Raw genomic sequence first — 20,006 nt, 5'->3', positions numbered from 1 at the left:
GGCGTAGATGGCTCCGGCGAATGCGTCCGTTCAATTCGCCGGCAGGAGCTGGCCGCGAATTTCACCCGACGGATTCTGCGCGGTGTGAACGTTGAAATACCACTGCCCCGCCATGAGGTCAGTGACCTGCTGTTCGGTCAGCGTCGCCGAACCTTTGATCGGGCTGGCCAACGCGCTCTTGTCGATCGGAACCTGCACCTTCGCGTTCTGACCGACGGGGGCCGGGCCATGGAAGTGCGCCATCGTCACAGGACCCGACAAGCCCTCGTACGTTGCCGTCCATTTGAAGGTTTTGGTCGAAGTATCGAAAGTGGCGTCCAGTGTGCCGTGTCCGTGACTCACGCGCGGAGGCACTTCGCTCGACGGTTCGAGGTCGGCCTTCAATTCGACCGTATCCGCAAGCGCAACTCCCGACGCCAGCGCCCACAGCACAGCCACCAAGCTCAGCTTTCGAATTTCAATCATTGTTTTCTCCGAGTCTTTGCACGCGGCATCGGCGCATCGGCATGGTTGTCGATGCGATGCCGCACGTAGCGCCAGCACATACTAGTGCAAATCGCAGCACTGCGTGTGACGCACACGCAGCAACGTAAAGCCTTGCCAGGCGGGAGAAAAAGGGACGTCAGGCAAGCAGCGCAGCCTGAACTTCGATGCCGTCGAGCATCGCATTGCACATACGCGCGAGGGCGAGGCCTTCACTGCGCAGCGTCTCGGGCGGTGCAACGGTCAACTGCCGACGATAGTGTTCGAGCGCGCGGAGCAACGGCGGATACTGCAACACGCCAACGGCGCCAGCGACGCGGTGATGCCATTGCCGCAGCTCCGCGACATCCGGCTCGTGCAGCAGCGCCGGCAACGCGCGCATGTCGTCGCGCACCGCGGACACGAACGCATCGAGCAATGACTTCACCGTCGATTCGCTGCCCCAAACCTGGGTCAGCTGGCTGAGATCGACGGGGACGAACGTCATGCTGTCGGCATTCTCGGGCCGCGGGTCGGCAACCGGGACGCCTGACGCCTCGCCGGGCATGCCGGTACGCGAGCTGTCCGCACCGAACCAACGGCTCAGGTATTCGCGCAACGTGGCGAGCCGCGTCGGCTTGATGAGGCAATCGTCCATACCGGCGTCGCGGCACGCCTTCAGATCTTCCGGCGCGGTGTTCGCGGTGATGCCGAGAATCGGCAGCCGCGCGCCTGTCAGCGCCTCTTTCTCGCGAACTGCTCGCGCGAGTTCGTAGCCGGACATCCGCGGCATGTGGCAGTCGGTAATGAGAAAGCCGTACGGTGTCGAGCCGAGCGCTTCGAGGGCTTCGGCACCATCGTTGACGACATCGCAGGCAAAGCCGAGCAGCGCCAGTTGATGACGGATCAGTTCCTGGTTCACGGGATGATCTTCGGCGACGAGCACGAGCCGACCGCTTGCGATCGCGCGTTCCCGGTCCGGCGGCGCAACGACGCCCGCCTCGGCCTCGCCTGGCTCACGCGCCGGCGCGGGCGACAGTCCCGTCAGCGCCGCGGCGCATGCCGCGCTCAGGCCGCGCCATGAGATCGGATTAATGCTCACGCGCACCGCGTTGTCGACGATCCGGTAGCCCGTCGGCTTGGGCTTTTCTGTCAAGACGACGACCTTCGCGCCGGACTGCTCGACGGCTGCGGGCACTTCAACGCCAACGTCGACAAAAACCAGATCCATACCGCGCAGCGCTCGCTGATCGCTCAGTTGCGCTCGCTCCGGATCTGCGCAATGCAAATCGATGCCGAGCGCCGCGCCGAAGTGGATCAGCGCCTGGGCGACAGCCGCATCGGCTGTCGCGACGATCCCGCGCTTGCCGCGCAATCCGCCCGCCGTGTAGTGCTCCGTTTCGAGCGGCATCAGCAGCCGCAACTTCATGCGCGTGCCTTTGCCTTGCGTACTGGACAACGTGAGCGTGCCGCCCATCAACGCAACCAGCTTACGGCAGATCGTCAGGCCGAGGCCCGTGCCGCCGAAGCGCCGCGTCGTCGACGACTCCGCCTGCACGAACGGCTCGAACAGCCGCGCCTGCACTTCGGGCGCGATGCCGATACCCGTATCGTCGACGGTGATCTCGACCGTCTGCCCTGCCTCGTTCTGCTCGACCACTACGACGCGCACGTCGACCTCACCTTGAGGCGTGAACTTGATCGCGTTGCCGAGCAGATTAAACAGGATTTGTCGCAGACGAACACTGTCGCCGCGCAGCGTCGCGGCCACCTGAGGCTCGATGTCGACGCGCACTTTCAGGCCTTTCTCATGTGCGCGTCCTGCCAGCAAGCCAACTGCCGTGTCGACGAGATCGCGCAAGTCGATCGGCTCCGATTCGATGGTCAGCCGTCCCGCTTCGATCTTCGAGTAGTCGAGCAGGTCATCGAGAATTTGCAGCAGCGCGCCCGCCGACTCGTGAATCATGCGGAGCATCTCGCCCTGATCGGCTTCGAGCCGCGTGCGCTCCAGCACTTCGACGAGGCCGAGCACGCCGTTCATCGGCGTACGGATTTCGTGGCTCATCATCGCGAGGAAGTCGTCTTTCGCTCGCGAAGCCGCTTCGGCCAGGTCGCGCGCGTGCGCCAGTTCGTCGGCCCGCAACCGCTCGATGCTCGCGTCGACCCAATAGCCGCTCCAGACAGTCGCGCCCGAAGGCTCGAGGCGCGGCACGAGTTCAGCGCGGACCCAGCGCTGCTCGGTCGGCCCGTCGATCCGGAATTCCAGGTGCACGGGCGCCGATAATTCCGCGGAGCGTTCGAGTTCCGAGACGACAACCGGCCGGTCGTCCACGCAGATGGTGGCGAAATCGAGTGCGCCTGTGCGCATCAGGGCTGCGCTGTCGTAGCCGAGCAGATGCTTCGTATCGCCGCCGACGTAGGGGAACGTGTATTTGCCATCGAGCCCGCGGCGCAACTGGAACACCACGGCTGGCAGCGACGCCGTCACGTCGACGAGACGCCGCTGCGTTTCGCTCGCAAGCATTTCGGCGCGGCGAATGTCGGTGATGTCGACGACCGTGCCCAGCACACACGAAGGCGTACCGTCGGCTCCGTTGCAAACGCGCACGCAGAACAGGCCGTGCCGGGTATCGCCGTCGGGGTCTTCGAATTCGAGCTCGATCTGCGTAGGTATCCCACTCGCCAGCGCGTCATGCGTCAGCTGTTCGAGACGCACGCTGTTGTCCTCGCCCCACGCGCGGACGTCGGCGCTCGTGCGGGCCATGACCGCGTTGCGTCTGAGCCCGGTCGCTTCCTCGTAGGCACGATTGACGGCGATGTAGCGCCCGCGCAAATCCTTCGCGACAAGCGGATACGGCATCATCTCCATCATCGTTTGCTGGAAGTTCAGTTGCGACTCGAGTTCGTGCTCCGTGCGCTCGCGCCGGGTGACTTCACGCTGCAACATCACATACGCCCGCAGCGTCACCAGCAGCACGACGCCGATACCGATCAGCACGGGCAACAGTCGCAGCGCGGTCACGCTCCAGGCGCCCTGCGCGTGGACGTCGCCCGTCACCCACTTCTGACGGATACGCTGCCGCTCCGACGCCGGCATCGCGAGCAATGCGCGGTCGATCAGCCCGGCCAGCGGCGCGAGGTCCTGACGGACAGCGAAGCCCACCGCGTCCGGTTCGCGCACTGTACCGACGATCTTCAGCACGCCAGCATATTGCTGCGTGAGCGCGGCATCGACTTCGGCGACATTGCCGACCAGCGCATCGGCGCGGCCGGAGGCCAGCGCCTTCAAGGCCTCGCCCAGCCTCGCGGTAACGGTCACGCGCGCCGCAGGCACGCCATACAGATGAAACGGCACCGCACCCTGGGTATGCGCCGACACCATCACACGGCGCGACGAGAAATCGTTGAGACTGCGCGCGGCCGGCTCGCTTTCGCGCGCCACGATGACGAGCGGATAGGATTCGTATGCCTGGCTAAAGGCCGCTCGCGGTAGCCGCGGATCGTTGCGCGTGGCGGTGGCGAGCACCGCGACGTTGCCGCGGCCAAAGTCGGCAAGCGTCGCGAACCAGTCCTTTGCAGGCGCACGATGGAAGGTGACGCCAAGCGTGCGGCCCAGATAGTCGAGGTAGTCGGCGGCGACGCCTGATGGTCTGCCCATTTCGTCGAGCGTACTGAATGGGGCCCAGTCGCTGTCGAAGCCAACCGACAACGGCGGCAGCGACTGAAGCCAGGCCTGCTCTTCGCGGCTCAGCACGAGATTGGACACCGCCGAGGCAGGCCGTGTGTCGAAGCCGCCGCCGAGCCAGCGCGCCCGGATGGCGGCTTCGTCTTCTGGTTGCATCGCTGCGAGTCCAAGGTCCAGCTTATCTCGCAGATCGCTCCTCGCAACAGGCACCGCGAAGCGCATCTCGCTGAACTGGCCGGTTTCCTCGAATGCAACGCTCAGGCTGCGAAATTCGGGATCGGCAAGGTAATGCCGCACGGCGGGAGTGAAGCCGAAGTAGACATCGTCGCCGCCCTGTTTGATCGCCCGCAACGCCGATGACGTGTCGGCGAAGGAATCGATCCGGGCGTGCGGAAATCGCTCACGCAACACCGAACTGGTTGCAAAGCCGCGTTCGACGGCGACACGCGCGTTCTGGACCTGCGTCTGGCCGGACAACACCAGCACATTGCTGGCAAGCGTCACAGCAGAAGTCGTACCGCGAAAGTAAGGCACCGAGAACGACAGGCAATGCTCACGCTCCGGTGTGCGAGCGATGCTCATCAGCACGTCGACCCGGTTCGAACATGCCGCCGCGAGCAGTTGCTCCATGTCCGGAAAGGCCTTCGTCTCGATCTTCGTGTCCGGTCCGACAACCGCATGCAGATAGTCGACGCTCAGGCCGGCGAGCTTGCCCTCCTGAAACATCTCGAATGGCGACCAGCCGTTTGCAAGCACGCCGACAACCAGCCTCGATGGGAACGCGAGCGGATCGTGACCAGGTGCCGCGTACGCCGGTCGGCCGCACAGCATCGACAACAACGCGAGGCTGCTCACGAGTGCTCGGCAGATGCGGATCAGCGTGGCGCCGAATGCGAAGCCGGGAAGCGAACGGGTGGAAACGCACGACGAAAGCATAACCGTGCACTCACGCCGACTCGCCGTGCCTGTCCCCGCGCGAAGAAGGCGCAAGCGCATCGTGCGGATGATGTAGCAGATACGAATGCAGCAGGCCTGCGAGCACGCCGCCCGCCAGCGGCGCCGCCCAGAACAGCCACAACTGGTCGAGCGCCCAATCGCCGACAAAGAGCGCCGGCCCCGTCGAACGCGCGGGATTGAGCGACGCGTTGGTCACAGGTGTCGCGACGATGTAGCTCAACGCCAGCCACATGCCTGTGACCAGTGGACCAAGCAATCTCGCCGCCCTGCCGTCCGACGTCAGCATGCGCGCCATGACGAACGCGAAGGACATCGCCAGTTCGACGGCCAAAGCCGAGTGAAATTGAAAGTCGGCGGGAGAGTGATCACCGTATCCGTTGGCGCCAAACTCGCTAGCCGCAAGTGCGAAGCCGGGCCGGCCGCCTGCGATATAGGCAAGCAACGCGGCGCCAGCGATCGCGCCGAGAACCTGCGCGGCGATATACGGAGCGAGATCGCGAACGGGAAAACGCTGAGCCGTCACGAAACCGACAGTGACGGCGGGATTGAAATGAGCGCCTGAAAAACGCCCGAACACATAGGTCGCCGTAGCCAGCGCAAATCCGAATGCGAGCGGCACGACCAGCATGCTGCTGCCTTGCGCGCCCGCATTGAGAACAGCCGTGCCGCAACCCACGAATACGAGCCACGCCGTTCCGGCACCCTCGACGATCAACCGCTTCCCCAGCCCTGACATGCATCCTCCCGTAACTGCGCCACCCGATAAGACGGGCTGGTCTCATTGATGCGCTCGGTGTCGATTGATTTGCATGGCGAATCAATGGCATGGCGCCACGCCCCGCGAATCGGGGACAACAGAGAATTGTTTGCTTGGCTGAGTAAAGGCGGAATCAGACAACTCCGAAAATCGGCAGCACGTTCAAAGGCCACTTGAGGCTCGCGAAATGCGCTCACGTGAGCCCGATCTGACAGGCGTAATCGATGACGTCGGCTTCCGTTTCCAGCCCCAATTTGCGCATCGCGTTGCGCTTTTGCGTGCTGATCGTCTTGGCGCTGCGGTTGAGCCTGACGGCAATCTGACCGATCGTCATGCCGCTTACGTACATCGTGAACACTTTCCACTCGCGTGCACTTATGACACCCACCCTGGGCTGAGGCGTGCCCGCCTGCGCGATCGCCGTGCGGGCGTGATCGGACAGGTAGCCCTGCCCGGTCAGTGCAGCGTCGATTGCATGAACGAGCGACGACGTGATGTCGCGCTTGTCGACGACGGCCGCAACGCCATGCTGCAGCAAGCCCACCAGGATGGACGCCTGATGGATCATGGTGAGCACCACGACGGGCAATTGTGGCGCGTGATACAACAAACGTCTCAGAAACTGGATCGCATTGCTCTCGCCGTCGATACCCGGCATGCCGATATCCGACACGACGACGTCACACGCGCACGAATCGAGCAAATCGGCGAGTCCTTGCGTATCGGCCGCTTCGCCGACGATCGACACATGCGTGATCTGATTGAGTAAAAACCGGATGCCATCGCGCACACAGGCGTGGTCATCGGCCACGATGACGCGAATCTTGTTTTCCATCTTTTTGTATTCTTGTTAGTCGACCGCCGTCGCATATCGCGCTTCCCCGCGGAGGTCGCCTTGCCACGTTCGCAATGCCAGTGCGTCAGGCTCTTGCGGCCATCCGTCCTTCAGCGTCTGATTGGTCGCTAGGCACGAGACCATGCTCGACTGCGAACCTGAACAGATCGGCATCGCTTTGCAGCGACAGCTTGCGCATCGCCGTGCATTTCTGCGCGCTAATTGTCTTGACGCTTCGTCCGAGCCTCAGCGCGATCTCGGTCACGCCGCGTCCCGACGCGTAGTGCGTCAGCACTTCGAGTTCGCGTCTCGATAGAACCTGTCGTACATAGTCGATGCGGCGCGACAGCGTGGCTTCGGCCAGCAGCGCACGAATCGCTGGACCGACATAGCATTCGCGCGCCAGCGCCGTAACGATCGCCACGTGAATGAGATCGATGCGATCGCGCTTGCTGATCACGGCACCCACGCCAAGCCCGATCACTTTTTGCAGCATCTCGGCCACGATCTCCATGGTCAATACGACGACGACCACATCAGGATGACGCTCCCTGAAACGACGGACCATTTCGACACCATCGCCATGGGTGCCGCCCGGCATATGCAGATCCATGACGACGAGATCACATTCGACGCGCTGCGCCTCGGCGAACAGTTCGGATGAGTCTGTTGCTTTGCCCACCAGCTCGATGTTCGGAAAACCCGACATCAAGTTCTCCATCGCGAGCAGGACGAGCGGATGATCGTCGGCGATGATGGTGCGGATCGGCAGTGTCACGTCCTTTCTGATGTTCACGACGTGGGTCCCTCCTGTGCTCTAGCTTGGTATCGATGTAGTGGGCGCAATGCCCGCGAGAATCAGACATTCAACTGCACGCAGACATAAGAGTTCTCTGAAAGTGACAAATCTGATCATTATTTAGCAATCCGTTATACGTCTCTGTACAAGACCATATGCGCGCACGAACGCGAAGAGCCCAGGGTCGTTGCTGACGCCGAGTTTCGCCATCGCGTCGCGCTTCTGCCGGCTGATCGTCCTGACATCGCGCCCGAGTTCGCGAGCAATCTCCGAGATCGACTTGCCGCGCACGAACATCCGAATGACTTCTGCCTGACGCGGCGACAGATGGCGCATGGGCGACATGCCAAGCGGCTCGCCGCTCGCGTCCGCCAGGGTTTGCAGGATCGACCGGCTGACGTATGAGCGACTCATGCCGGCTGCGCGGATGGCCGACGCGAGTTCGTCCATCGATTCGCTCTTGTTGAGCATGCCTATCACGCCGTCCGACATGATCGAGCGGAGAATGGCGGCGTTGGTCAGACTTGTCAGCACGACGATGCGCACTTCCGGCCAGCGCGTGCGAATGCGCCGAATGAGCCGCAGCCCGTCGTCGGAGTCGCCCGACGATTCGGGCATGGTCAGGTCCGTGACGAGCACGTCGCATGGCGTCTTCTCCATCAGTTGCACGAGTGACGAAGGACTCGTCGCCTCACCGACGACAGTGAAGCCTCCTTGCGCCATCAGAGTGGCCCGGATACCGAGCAGAACAAACCGGTGATCGTCTGCCAGCATGACTCGAAGGTTCACTGTTGCCGCCTTGCCCTGTTATTGGTTTATATCTGTCAGCGCCGAAACGCCTCTTTCAAAGTAACCGTCGAAACTGGCCCGCTTTACGGCTACGCTTGCGACATATAACGAATCACGTTCCGACGAACAGAATCAAAACATCCGCCGTAAAAATGGAATATCAGAGAGTTCCGAATCAATGTCTGATTCAAAGATAATTTGAAAATTTCGTTGAGAATTACCGCTTTCAAACGATTTTGCGCTGAATACGCTTATCCATTTTCAGCGAATCTTTTCCGAAATTTCAAAACGTCTGTTAGGAAGCGGGAGCATGAACACAGTTGACGCACGGAGCCGTAACGCTTAGTGCGCCTCATTCATGGCGTCCTGCCTAGGTACGCTTGGATTCGACATTAAAAAATAGGCGACTCGCATCTTCACGGTCGCTGAATATACGCCCGAAAGAGAAAGCCCCCTAGAAGCACGAATCAGAAAAACCAACTTCTAAAATAAATCTGACTTTCATGACAGACAATTCAGACTCAACGGAAGGCTTTTCAGTCACCAGATTAATTCGATCAACAGCGCATAAACCAATAACCGAAATAAAAAAACGTTCAGCACGTGGCTGAACGCCTAAACCAGAATCCGGGAAATGCAACTCGACGATCACGCCCTGACACGCGATCCATATCCTGCAGCACGCGACGGGCGCGGAAACACCGGCAACGCAAGCAACGCGCAAGCGCTCGCAATCGCCCACACGGCTGGCCACGACGTCACCGCGAGCAGCGGAGGAATCGCGAGCGGCGTGACGAACAGCGTCGTGAACGCGCATGTGTTGCCCATTGCGAGAGCCGTGCCCGCGCGGCGCGTGCCGGCGAGCGTCGCGAGTTCGGTATAGGCCACGCCATGCCAGGCAGAGGCGCTCACGCCACCGAGCACGATCATCACCGCGAGCGCGACGGTCATCCATCCGTGCCTGCCACCCACACCCGCGGCGATCAGCGCAAGCAATGCGAAGAGCAGCGCCGTCAGCACACTGCAGGCGCGCATGTACTGGCGCCTGTTGCCGTGCCGGTCAGTCCATCGGCCGCTCCACACGCGCGCGACGGCCGCGCCCGTCTGCACGGCGGCCATCGTCGTGCTGATCGCGAACACGCCTGCGTGGCCGAAGTCGTGCAGAAAGACCGTCGCGAACGTGACGACGGCGAGTTGCGGCACGCACAACACGCCGATACCCAGCGCCACGCGCCACACGCCGATGTCGCGCAGCGGCGAAACAGGCTGTGGCTGCGAAGCCGCGCTTTCGTCGTCGATGGCCGCTTGATGCGTTGCGCCCGCGGCCGCGACGGGCGGCTCATGCAGCCAGCGCCATGCGAACCAAGCCGTCACGGCGCACAACGCAGCGAGCACGCCATACACAGCGACGAACCCAACATGCGCGGCGAGCGACGGCAGCATCATCGCGCCGAGCCCTCCGCCTGCGGGCACGGCCGTTTGCCGGATGCTCATCGCGAGTCCGCGCTCGCCTTGGCGAAACCACGCCATCACCGCGCGCCCGCTCGACCCGTTGACGCTTCCGCCGAGCAGCCCGACCGCAAGCAGTCCGAGCGCAAGCGACACGATGCCCGGCGCGCCCGCGCCCCGCGGCACGACAAAGCCCGCCATCGCGGCGAGCGCCGCCGCCGTCGTCAGCAGGCCGAGCAGCAACACGCGCCGGTCGCCCCAGCGATCGGTGAGCAGCCCCCACGGCAGTTCGCTGAGCGCGATCCCAAGGCCCAGCATGCCGAGCACGATACCCAGTCCGCCATTGCCGATGTGATAGCCGTGGCGCAGAAAAACCGCCGTCGTCGGAATGCCCGAGAACGCTGCAGAAAAGCTCGCGTTCGCCGCAAAGCCGACGCCGAGCACCTTCCATCGATGATTGGCGCGCACGACGCCTGAACTTCCAATTGCATCAACTACTTGCCCCACGATTGTCTCCGCATCAGTCCCATTGACGGCTATCGTAGGGTTGGACGATCAATCGGAAAAGCGGGAAAATGAGATGCCATCCATCGGAGAATCCGAAACATGAACCAGCGTGCGTTCGACCTCGCGCAGTTGCGCACCTTCGTCGCCGTCGCGGAAGCGGGCAGCGTGTCGGCGGGTGCGGAACGCGTGTTCCTGTCGCAATCGTCGGTGAGCGAGCAATTGAAGAAGCTCGAAGAGCGCGCCGGCCAGCCTCTTTTCCTGCGCGGCAAGCAAGGCGTCACCGCGACGCCGGCGGGCACGAAGCTGCTCGACCACGCGCGCCGCATTCTGGCGATGAGCGAAGCGGCGTTCGAAGACCTGCAAGGCCGTTCGCTCGACGGCGAGTTGCGCATCGCGATCACCGACTACTATCGTCCGCACGATGTCGCGCGGGTGCTGAAGATGTTCTCCGAACAGCATCCGCGCCTGCGTCTGCATGTGACCGTGCTGCCGAGCGCGATGATCGACAGCAGCGTCGAAGACGACACCACGTTCGACATCGGCCTGTCGCTGCGCATCATGGCGCCGGGTACGAAGCGCGCTACGAGCGGCAACGCGCGCGCGCCGAGCACCGTCGTGCGGCGCGAGAAGCTCGTATGGGCGATGTCGGCCGATGCCGATGCGCGGCATCTCGCGGCCCCCTTTCATCTGGTGCTGCTGCCTTCGACATGCCAGTTGCAGCGCTTCGTCGTCAGGTTGCTCGACGAACGCAACGTGCCGTACCTCGTGTCGCATTCGGCGTCGGGCATGGCCGGGCTTCAACTCGCGCTGAAGGCAGGTCTCGGCATCTCGTGTCTGAATGAATCGTCGATCGGCTCGGGCATGGTGCCGTGTCCGGCGACCATCGGCCTGCCTCCGTTGCCTTCAGTCGAATTCCACCTGTTGCCGGCGCGCCCCGGCGAGAGCGCACTGGTCACCAATGCGCGCGCAGCGTTCATACGGCTGCTTGCATGAACGCAATGGTCGTGTCCGCTAACGGAACAATGACCGCATTTCGTGCGGCATTCCTTCTGGCATTCGTTGAAAGCGCGCACATTGCCTCCTATGATGGTTGCAATGCCAGCGTCATCGTGATGCTCTAGCTTGTCGGTTCTGCGGCAAGCGGTTCGTGTGCGGGTTGGAAGCCACTGCGTAGCCATACGAGGCAGCGGTTTGGTAAAACATCGTAAAACCTGGTAAAACCGTCCCCTATTCTGCATCTTTTTGCGAACTTGAATACACTGTCGGCGCCGCGCGTCGGACGGACAAGAGCAGCAGCCATTCGATTGACATAAGTCACATACGTGACTGAGGCGACCAAGCAGTATTGAAGAGAGCGACCCGCCTCTTCAAAGGGTGTTCAAACAACGAATCTAGAAACCCATTTCCCTACGAGGCCACTCGTGCATCGCAGAACCGTCGGCTCTTCGATCCTGTTGCTGATTTGCGTCATTTGCACCTTGAGTGCGCGGCCTTCGATTGCGGCCTCGAACGACGTACCGCCGCCGTCGGCCATGGACGAAAAAATGCACGCCTGCACGACCTGTCACGGGGTGCAGGGCCAGGGGCGCAACAACGACTACTTCCCCCGCATCGCGGGCAAGCCCGCGGACTATCTGTTCAACCAGCTCTCTGCATTCCGCGACGGCGGCCGCACGTATCCGCCGATGGGCTATCTGCTCGCGTTCCTGCCCGACGACTATCTGCGCAAGATCAGCCAGTACTTTGCCGATCGTCAGCCGCCTTATCCGAATCCCGATACCAATCCGCTGCCGCAAGCGACGCTCGACTACGGCAAGCAGCTCGTCATGCAAGGCGACGCGAAGCGCGGCATTCCCGCGTGCGCCGCGTGTCACGGCGAGCGCCTGACGGGACAGCAGCCCGGCATCCCCGGCTTGCTCGGTCTGCACGCGAGCTATATCGCCGGACAGATGGGCACATGGCGCTCCGGCACGCGTCATGCGCTTGCGCCCGACTGCATGCACTCGATCGCCGTCAAACTGAACGACAAGGACATCACCGCGGTCTCGAGCTGGCTCGCGCGCCAGCCGCGCCCCGCCGATCCGCGTCCCGTGCCGCGACTACCCGGCAAGCTGCCATTGGCATGTGGGAGCCAACCGGAATGAAGACTCTCTCCTCTCGCTCCGTGAATCGCATGCAACGTGCCGCCCGCCTCACGCGCCGCGCGACGATGTCAGTGCTCGCAGGCACCGCGCTTGCGCTCGCTGCCATCGCCGCGCAATCTCCGTTCGTCACCGCTGCCTACGGAGCGGGTGCAGCCGCGCCCGCAGCCGCCGGCACGCGTCCCGAACAGGTCGTGCGCGGCGAGTATCTCGCGCGCGCGGGCGATTGCGTCGCGTGTCATACCGCGCCACGCGGCAAGACGTTCGGCGGCGGCCTCGCGATGGAAACGCCGTTCGGCACGCTCTACACGCCGAACATCAGCCCCGACAACGAGTACGGCATCGGCAAGTGGACGGCCGACGACTTCTTCAAGATGATGCGCACGGGCAAGAGCCCGGACGGCAAGCTGATCTATCCCGCGATGCCGATCGCGCAATACACGAAGGTCACGCGCGAAGACTCCGATGCGATCTTCGCGTACCTGAAGTCGGTCGAGCCCGTGCACCAGGCGAATCGCAAGCATGAGCTGCGCTTCCCGTTCAACCAGCGCGAGCTGCTGATCGGCTGGCGTTCGCTGTACTTCCGCGAAGGCGAGTTCCAGCCGAACCCGACGCGCTCCGTCGAATGGAATCGCGGCGCGTATCTGGTCGAAGGGCTTGGCCACTGCACGATGTGCCACACGAAGATCAATCTGCTCGGCGGCTCGTCGAAGAGCGAGCAGTTCGCGGGCGGCCTGATCCCGGTGCAGAACTGGTACGCGCCGTCGCTCACTTCCGACAAGGACGGCGGACTCGGCGACTGGAGCATCAAGGACATCGTCGATCTGCTGCAGGCGGGCATCTCCGATCGCGGCGCGGTCTATGGCCCGATGGCCGAGGTGACGTACCACAGCCTGCAATACATGACCGACGACGACGTGAAGGCGATGGCCGTCTATCTGAAGACGCTGCCCGACAACGATCCGGGCCGCAAGACGGGTCCGTCGGCGACGGTCAAGCCCGCCGTGTTCGAATCCGGCCAGCACATCTACATGACGAAGTGCGCGATGTGCCACGGAGATAACGGCGAAGGCAAGCTCCAGCATTACCCGCCGCTCGCGCGCAACCAGTCGATCGAAATGGATTCGGCCGTCAACCCGATCCGCATCGTGCTCAACGGCGGCTTCCCGCCGGGCACGCGACGCAATCCGGAGCCCTATGGCATGCCGCCGTTCGCGCAGGAACTGAACGACGTCGACGCCGCCGCTGTCGTCACCTACATTCGCACGGCCTGGGGCAATCACGGCCAGCCCGTGACGGCGAAACAGGTCAACGAATTGCGCAAGGCACCGCTGCGCTGATCACGCTTCACTGACACAAACCCTGTCCTCGGAGACTTCGCAGATGGACCCTAACGATCACTCCGGCGACCACCACGGCAACGCTTCGGACGACGAAGTCGAACGCATCGTCGCGCAAGGACCGAACGGCGCGATCGCGGTCGCAGGCGTCGCCGCCGTGGTCGTCCTCGCGATCTGGATCGGCTTCTACTTTCTCGTGTTTCTGCCGCGCGGCGTCATTCACTGATCATGTCGACCCAACCTTCCCATTCTCCAGACAGCGGTCATGCCGTCTCCGTGCGCTCGGAACGGCGCTGGGCGTACTTCGTCATCGCGATCGTCGTGTTCATGCTGGTCCTCGTCGTGTACTCGGGGCTGCACTGGGCGATGATGCCGCCATCGCGCGTCGAGACCATCGATCCGTCGCGGCTGCAGATGTCGGGTGAATTCGTCGAGAGCAATCTCGGCAGCGCCGTCGAGCCCGACGGTTCCGTCGTCGTGCGTTTCATCGCGCAGCAGTACTCGTTCACGCCGCAATGCCTGCTGGTGCCCGCCGACACCGACATCACCTTCCGCACGACGAGCGCCGACGTCGTGCACGGCCTGCTCGTCACCGACACGAACATCAACACGATGGTCGTGCCCGGCTACGTCGCGACGTTTTCCTCCTCCTTCGACAAACCCGCCGATCATCTGATGCCCTGCCACGAGTTCTGCGGCTTCGGCCATCAGACGATGTGGGCGCACGTGAAGGTCATCGACAAGGCTGCCTTCTTCGAACAGGCAAAACAACATCGGAGGCTCAGCTGTGTTTCACGCTAAGCGACTCGTTCTCGCGCACTTCTGGCTCGCGTTCATCTCGTTCGGGGTCGCGCTGCTGCTGGGCGCATGGCAGATGCTCGTGCGCAGTCCGCTGCATCCGTGGATCGGCGATCCGGAGCTTTACTACCGTTCGGTGACGGCGCACGGCACGGTGATGGCCTATGTGCTGCCCACGCTGGTCGCGATGGGCTTCGGCTACGCGATCGTCGAACTCGCGCTGCAACAGGCGCTCGTCGGCTTGAAGTGGGCATGGGCCGCGCTGATCATGCTTGCGATCGGCGCGGTGATGGCGATGGTGCCCGTCGCGGCCGGCCAGGCGTCGGTGCTCTTCACGTTCTATCCGCCGATGATCGGCAGCCCGTTCTATTACCTCGGCGTCGTGCTCGTCGTCGTGGGCTCGTGGATCTGGGTCGCGCTGATGGGCATCAACCTGCGCATCTGGAAGCGCGCGAATCCCGGCAAGCCGGTGCCGCTCGCGATGTATGCGAACGTCGCGGGCGCGTATCTGTGGGCGTGGACGGCCGTCGGCGCGGCGCTCGAAATCCTCTTCCAGATCCTGCCCGTCGCGCTCGGCCTCAAGACGACCATCGACGCCGGTCTTGCCCGTGTGCTGTTCTCGTGGACGCTGCACGCGATCGTCTACTTCTGGCTGGTTCCGTCGTATATCGCGTACTACACGCTGGTGCCGCGCGCGATCGGCGGACGGCTGTATAGCGATTCGATGGCGCGCGTGTCGTTCATCCTGTTCCTCGTGTTCGCAATGCCGATCGGCATTCACCATCTGTTCGCCGATCCGCAAGTGGGCGCGGGCTTCAAGTTCGTCCACGCCGTGTTCACGGGCATGGTGTCGGTGCCGACACTGCTCACCGTCTTCACGATCTGCGCATCGGTGGAAATCGCCGGGCGGCTGCGCGGCGGCAAGGGCGCATTCGGGTGGCTGAAGGCATTGCCGTGGGACAACCCGATGATGCTCGTCATCGCGTTCTCGTTCATCATGCTCGGCTTCGGCGGCGCGGGCGGGCTCATCAACATGAGCTACCAGCTCAACGAGACGATTCATAACACGCAGTGGGTCACGGGCCACTTTCACCTGATCTTCGGCGGCGCGATCGTCATCATGTACTTCGCGATTGCATATGAACTGTGGCCGCAACTGACGGGCCGCGCGATCGGCTCGCTGAACCTGATCCGCTGGCAACTGTGGCTGTGGTTCATCGGCATGATGGTCGTCACGCTGCCCTGGCACTACGTCGGCCTGCTCGGCGCACCGCGCCGGATGGCCTATTACGACTACAGCAATCCCGCGATTGCGCCGCAAGCGATCTGGGTTGCCGTCTCGGCATTCGGCGGACTGATACTCGTGATCTCCGGTCTGCTGTTCCTCTACATCCTCGCGAAAGCGCAGTTCGGCGCGATCGAGCAACCGAAGCAGTTCCGCTTCAGCGCGCCCGTGCATCCCGTCGAGCGCGTGCCTGCCGCGCTGAACAGCTTCGGCCTGTGGGTCGCGCTGATGATCGGCCTGACGGTCGTGAACTACAGCGTGCCGATTGCGCAGTTGCTCGGCTTGCAACAGACGTCCGTGCCGGCCGTCGCAGTGGGAGCACGGTGATGAGCGACGAACGCGTATTCAGCTTCAGCAACCGATGGTTCACGTCGAGCGTCGGCGGCGTGATTGCGATTGCTGTCGTGTCGATTCTGATCGGCTTCATCTGGCTGCCGTCGAAGCATCCCGACTTCACGCAACGCGGACTCTGGGCGACGATTTGCAGCGCGGCGGGCGCGCCGTCGTCCTGGTACACGCAAAACGAGAACATCGCGGGCCCGGCGCCGAGCAATGTGGTCGTGCTGCCGCCCGCGCCGCCGTTGAGCCGCCCGAATCCCGACGCCGTTTCGGTCGGGCGCGGCGCGACGCTCGCGCAGAACTGCTCGATGTGTCACGGCGTGGAGAGCCTGATTCAGGTCACTGCGCCCGTGCTTGCGGGGCAATACGCGGACGTGGTCTACAAGCAGCTGCGCGACTACCAGAGCGGCCAGCGCATGAACTCCATCATGCCGCCCATCATCCGTCACTTGAGCGACCGCGATCTGCACGATCTCGCGAACTACTACTCGACGCTGCCGCGTCCGCCGGCCGTCGAAAAGGGCACTGTCGACGACGCAAGTATCCGCAAGCTCGTGAACGAAGGCTCGCCGATGCGCAACATCGCGCCGTGCGCCGCGTGTCACGGCGAGCGCGACCGCAAGGGGTCCGCGCCGTGGCTGGGCGGGCAGTCGTCGGTGTATATGACGGCGCAGTTGCGTGCGTTTGCCAACGGCGAGCGTCATAACGACGTCAACGAGCAGATGCGCAACGTCGCGCGCAACATGACGCCGGAAGAAATCGACGGCGTGGCGAAGTACTACGCAGTGCGGCCTTAAGGCCTTAAGAGCCCCTAAGCTGCCGCGCGCATTGCGCTAGAAAACAAACGGCGGTGCAAGCATTGAAGGCTTGCACCGCCGTTCTGTTTTGCGTCGATGATGAAGCGCGGGTTATTGGCGCGTCGCCTCTGCTTCACGCACCTTCATCCATCGGCGATGCAAAGACGTGAGCTACGTCTTCGCGATTCCAGTCACCAACGTGCCTAGACGGCTTCGGCCGTCTCCAGCGATACGTCCAGATCCGGCTTCTGCGCGACCATGCGATGGACAACGGCACGCGGCGACGCGACCCGCGTGGTGTCGGTGCGGAACACAGAGACGGCCTCCGTGAGATGCCGCGCCTGCTCTTCGAGCGAACTCGTGGCTGCCGCGGCCTGCTCGACGAGCGCGGCATTCTGCTGCGTCACTTCATCCATCTGCGCGACGGCGACGTTCACCTGATCGATACCCGTGCTCTGCTCATTTGCCGCTTCGGCGATCTCGCTCATGATCGCGCTGACGCGCGCAATCGCATCGACGATTTCCGTCATCGTCGAACCCGAACGCTGGACGAGATCGGCACCTGCAGTCACACGGTCATTCGACGCGCCGATCAAGCCCTTGATCTCCTTCGCCGCTGCCGCGCTACGTTGCGCAAGCGAACGGACTTCGCTCGCGACGACGGCAAAGCCGCGCCCCTGTTCGCCTGCGCGCGCGGCTTCGACGGCGGCGTTCAGCGCGAGGATATTCGTCTGGAACGCGATGCCCTCGATCACGCCGACGATATCGGCGATACGCCGCGAGTCGTCGACGATCTGCTGCATCGTGCCCATCACCTGCTGCGTGAGTTCGCCGCCTTGCGCCGCGAGCGTCGATGCGCCTTGCGCGAGCGAGCTGGCCTGCTTCGCGTTGTCGGCCGTCTGCTTGACCGTCGACGTGAGTTCTTCGATGCTCGCTGCCGTTTCTTCCAGCGAGGCCGCCTGCTCTTCCGTGCGCTGCGACAGATTGGTATTGCCCGCCGCGATTTCGCTCACGCCTGTGTCGATCGAATCGGTGCTGTGGCGCACCGTGTTCACGGTCGCGATCAGCGACTCCTGCATCCTGCGCAGCGCCGCGGCGAGGCGGCCCATTTCGTTGTCGCCGGTGTTTTCGATGCGGCCCGTCAGGTCGCCGTGCGCGATGCGCTGGAACTGCTCGATAGTGGCATCAACGGGATGCACGATCGCGCGAACCATCACGACGCGTCCGATCCACGAGAAGATCAGCGTGCCCGCCATGCCGATCGCAACAGCGACGCAGACGACATAGAAGAGCTGCTGCGCATCCTGGTAGCGCTTTTCGGCGTGATCCAGTTGCACCTTTTCGAGCGTCAGCATCGGCTTTTCGTAGGCGCTATAAAGCGGCGACAGCTTGTGCCCCTGCAACTCGTGGAACGTCGCCTTGTCGCCGGCCTTGAGCGCCGCCATTGCAGGTTCGACGCCTTCAGCCAGGAACGTGTTGCGCTTTTCCTGCATCTCCTTGATGAGCCGCTGCTCGTCGGCATCATTGCTCGCATTACGAAGGAAATTGGCGAGACGTTCGTTCGACACCTTCAGATACGTATCGAATCGCTTGAGCACGGCGTCTGCGCCTTGCTGATCATTCAGTTCGTTGAGCGATGAATACGTCGCGAGCGAGAGACGCAGGCGAAGCAGCTGCCCCGCGCTGCCTTCGAGATCCGCGATGGCCGGCGTATCGATCGTATACATCCGCTGCAGCGACGCATTGCTCGCACGCAGCGACAGCAGCCCCGCCGCCGCGCCGATCAGCAATACGATGCCGAACAGCACGATCATCAACGTGAGGTACGTACGAATCGAAAGACCTTTCAACATGAAGCATGTCTCCTATGGCCGCCTGACCGGAATCTCCAGAGTCCCGTGGCAGGATTGCTGCGCCCAGGCCGCCAGGCAAGGTCCGCAACTCGATTGAACATTAAGCAGATGCACCACACTGCCAGTTACGGCCGATTTGCCGAAAACTTTATGGCCTGTCGGGAGGCTTTCTGTCGGAAGGCCGCCGGGCTTGATCTCGCGCAATCTCGCCCGGAAACGCCGGGCGCGTCGTGGATCAACCGACCTTGAGTCCACCCGCGGCGTCGAAGATCTCGCGCATCCACTGCGCGAACGCGCGCACGCGCGACGACAACTGGCGGCTTTGCGGATACAGCACCGTAACGGGCATCGGCGGCGGCGGAAATTGCGGCAGCACGACGATGAGACCGCCCGTGGCGAGCTCGTTCAGCACCCGATAACGCGGCACCTGTACGAGACCGAGTCCGGCGACAGCCGCGCCCGTGTACAGATCGGCGCCCGTCACCGACACGATCGCCTCGAGATTCACCTCGACCACACGTTCGTCGACGGTGAATTCGAGCGGCATTGCACTGCCCGTCGCGCTCGATATGTAGTTGACGGCGCGATGCGTCGCGAGCGCGGCGAGATCGGCTGGCAGTCCGTGCCGCTCCAGATACGCGGGACTCGCGAGCGTTACCTGTTCGAGCCGCGCGACGCGCCGCCCCACCATCGACGAATCCTGCAGGTTGCCCGCTCGTAGCACGCAATCGACGCCCTCGCGCACGAGATCGACGAGCCGGTCGTCCTCGCCGATATGCAGTTCGATCCCCGGATAGCGTCCGAGAAACTCCGGCAGCGCCGGGACGATGAAGTGCCGCGCGAGCGTGCCCTGCAAGTTCACGCGCAACAGTCCCTTCGGCGCCGCATTGCGGAACGAGCCTTCGGCCTCTTCCATATCGGCGAGCAGACGCACGCAGCGGCGGTAGTACGCTTCGCCGTCGGGCGTGAGGCGCACGGTGCGCGTAGTCCGCTCGAGCAGCCGCGCGCCGAGCCGCTGCTCCATCCGCTTCATCAGGTTCGTGACGGTCGCGCGCGGAATCTGCAGATCGTCGGCGGCACGCGTGAAGCTCTGCCGCTCGGCGATGCGGACGAACACCTGCATTTCCTGAAATCGGTCCATGGCGGCTGGCTCCGCAGTCTCATGCGAGCGTATTGTTGAAGTGAATGGAATGATGATACCAAGTCTCGACCA

General features: G+C 63.1%; 16 protein-coding genes. 7 read left to right on the top strand and 9 right to left on the bottom strand.

What is annotated here, in order from left to right; genetic code table 11:
- Nucleotides 1–30 precede the first annotated feature (30 nt).
- The 7 genes from GCT13_RS03740 to GCT13_RS03710 form a co-directional block, all read right to left on the bottom strand.
- Complete coding sequence (locus GCT13_RS03740; RefSeq protein ID WP_152755419.1) at nt 31–465, bottom strand: CHRD domain-containing protein; 435 nt, start codon at nt 463–465, stop codon at nt 31–33.
- 157 nt (nt 466–622) lie between these two features.
- Nucleotides 623–4,978: an ATP-binding protein gene (locus GCT13_RS03735; protein WP_227746719.1), complete on the bottom strand. Its 4,356-nt coding sequence runs from the start codon at nt 4,976–4,978 to the stop codon at nt 623–625.
- A 115-nt stretch (nt 4,979–5,093) separates the two neighbouring features.
- Nucleotides 5,094–5,840 carry an aquaporin gene (locus GCT13_RS03730; protein ID WP_152755417.1) on the bottom strand — a complete coding sequence of 249 codons (747 nt, stop codon included), beginning with the start codon at nt 5,838–5,840 and terminating at the stop codon, nt 5,094–5,096.
- A 214-nt stretch (nt 5,841–6,054) separates the two neighbouring features.
- Nucleotides 6,055–6,696: a response regulator transcription factor gene (locus GCT13_RS03725; RefSeq protein ID WP_152755416.1), complete on the bottom strand. Its 642-nt coding sequence runs from the start codon at nt 6,694–6,696 to the stop codon at nt 6,055–6,057.
- 85 nt (nt 6,697–6,781) lie between these two features.
- On the bottom strand, nt 6,782–7,492 hold the full coding sequence (locus tag GCT13_RS03720) for a response regulator transcription factor (protein WP_321574172.1): 711 nt from the start codon (nt 7,490–7,492) through the stop codon (nt 6,782–6,784).
- Between the two features lie 123 nt (nt 7,493–7,615).
- Nucleotides 7,616–8,269, bottom strand: coding sequence for a response regulator transcription factor (locus GCT13_RS03715; protein ID WP_152755638.1), 654 nt, complete (start codon nt 8,267–8,269; stop codon nt 7,616–7,618).
- Nucleotides 8,270–8,932: 663 nt separating this feature from the next.
- Entirely contained in the window at nt 8,933–10,240 is a 1,308-nt protein-coding gene (locus tag GCT13_RS03710) for an MFS transporter (protein WP_321574171.1), read from the bottom strand.
- 99 nt (nt 10,241–10,339) lie between these two features.
- Here GCT13_RS03710 and GCT13_RS03705 point away from each other — a divergent pair, with 99 nt between their 5' ends.
- From GCT13_RS03705 to GCT13_RS03675, 7 genes are all read left to right on the top strand, one after another.
- Nucleotides 10,340–11,233, top strand: coding sequence for a LysR family transcriptional regulator (locus tag GCT13_RS03705; RefSeq protein WP_152755415.1), 894 nt, complete (start codon nt 10,340–10,342; stop codon nt 11,231–11,233).
- Between the two features lie 428 nt (nt 11,234–11,661).
- Nucleotides 11,662–12,384 carry a c-type cytochrome gene (locus GCT13_RS03700; protein WP_321574170.1) on the top strand — a complete coding sequence of 241 codons (723 nt, stop codon included), beginning with the start codon at nt 11,662–11,664 and terminating at the stop codon, nt 12,382–12,384.
- Nucleotides 12,381–13,721, top strand: a complete 1,341-nt coding sequence (locus tag GCT13_RS03695) for a c-type cytochrome (protein ID WP_152755414.1) — start codon at nt 12,381–12,383, stop codon at nt 13,719–13,721. Before GCT13_RS03700 ends, GCT13_RS03695 begins: the two co-directional genes overlap by 4 nt.
- A 43-nt stretch (nt 13,722–13,764) precedes the next feature.
- Nucleotides 13,765–13,947 carry a hypothetical protein gene (locus GCT13_RS03690; RefSeq protein WP_152755413.1) on the top strand — a complete coding sequence of 61 codons (183 nt, stop codon included), beginning with the start codon at nt 13,765–13,767 and terminating at the stop codon, nt 13,945–13,947.
- A 2-nt stretch (nt 13,948–13,949) separates the two neighbouring features.
- On the top strand, nt 13,950–14,522 hold the full coding sequence (locus GCT13_RS03685; RefSeq protein WP_087734116.1) for a cupredoxin domain-containing protein: 573 nt from the start codon (nt 13,950–13,952) through the stop codon (nt 14,520–14,522).
- Complete coding sequence (locus GCT13_RS03680; RefSeq protein ID WP_321574168.1) at nt 14,509–16,131, top strand: b(o/a)3-type cytochrome-c oxidase subunit 1; 1,623 nt, start codon at nt 14,509–14,511, stop codon at nt 16,129–16,131. The genes GCT13_RS03685 and GCT13_RS03680 overlap by 14 nt, the downstream gene beginning before the upstream one ends.
- Entirely contained in the window at nt 16,131–16,940 is an 810-nt protein-coding gene (locus GCT13_RS03675; RefSeq protein WP_152755411.1) for a c-type cytochrome, read from the top strand. Before GCT13_RS03680 ends, GCT13_RS03675 begins: the two co-directional genes overlap by 1 nt.
- Before the next feature lie 203 nt (nt 16,941–17,143).
- Here the strand turns inward: GCT13_RS03675 and GCT13_RS03670 are convergent, their stop codons facing one another.
- Together GCT13_RS03670 and GCT13_RS03665 are read right to left on the bottom strand one after the other, a co-directional pair.
- The gene (locus GCT13_RS03670; protein WP_152755410.1) at nt 17,144–18,793 is read right to left on the bottom strand and encodes a methyl-accepting chemotaxis protein; all 1,650 of its coding nucleotides are present in this window, start codon (nt 18,791–18,793) and stop codon (nt 17,144–17,146) included.
- A gap of 235 nt (nt 18,794–19,028) precedes the next feature.
- Nucleotides 19,029–19,934 (bottom strand): LysR family transcriptional regulator, encoded by a 906-nt coding sequence (locus tag GCT13_RS03665; protein ID WP_152755409.1) that lies wholly within the window; start codon nt 19,932–19,934, stop codon nt 19,029–19,031.
- Between the last annotated feature and the right edge of the window lie 72 nt (nt 19,935–20,006).

The organism is Paraburkholderia franconis (assembly GCF_009362735.1).
Taxonomy (GTDB): Bacteria; Pseudomonadota; Gammaproteobacteria; order Burkholderiales; family Burkholderiaceae; genus Paraburkholderia; species Paraburkholderia franconis.
This window is presented reverse-complemented; position numbering and strand designations above follow the sequence as displayed.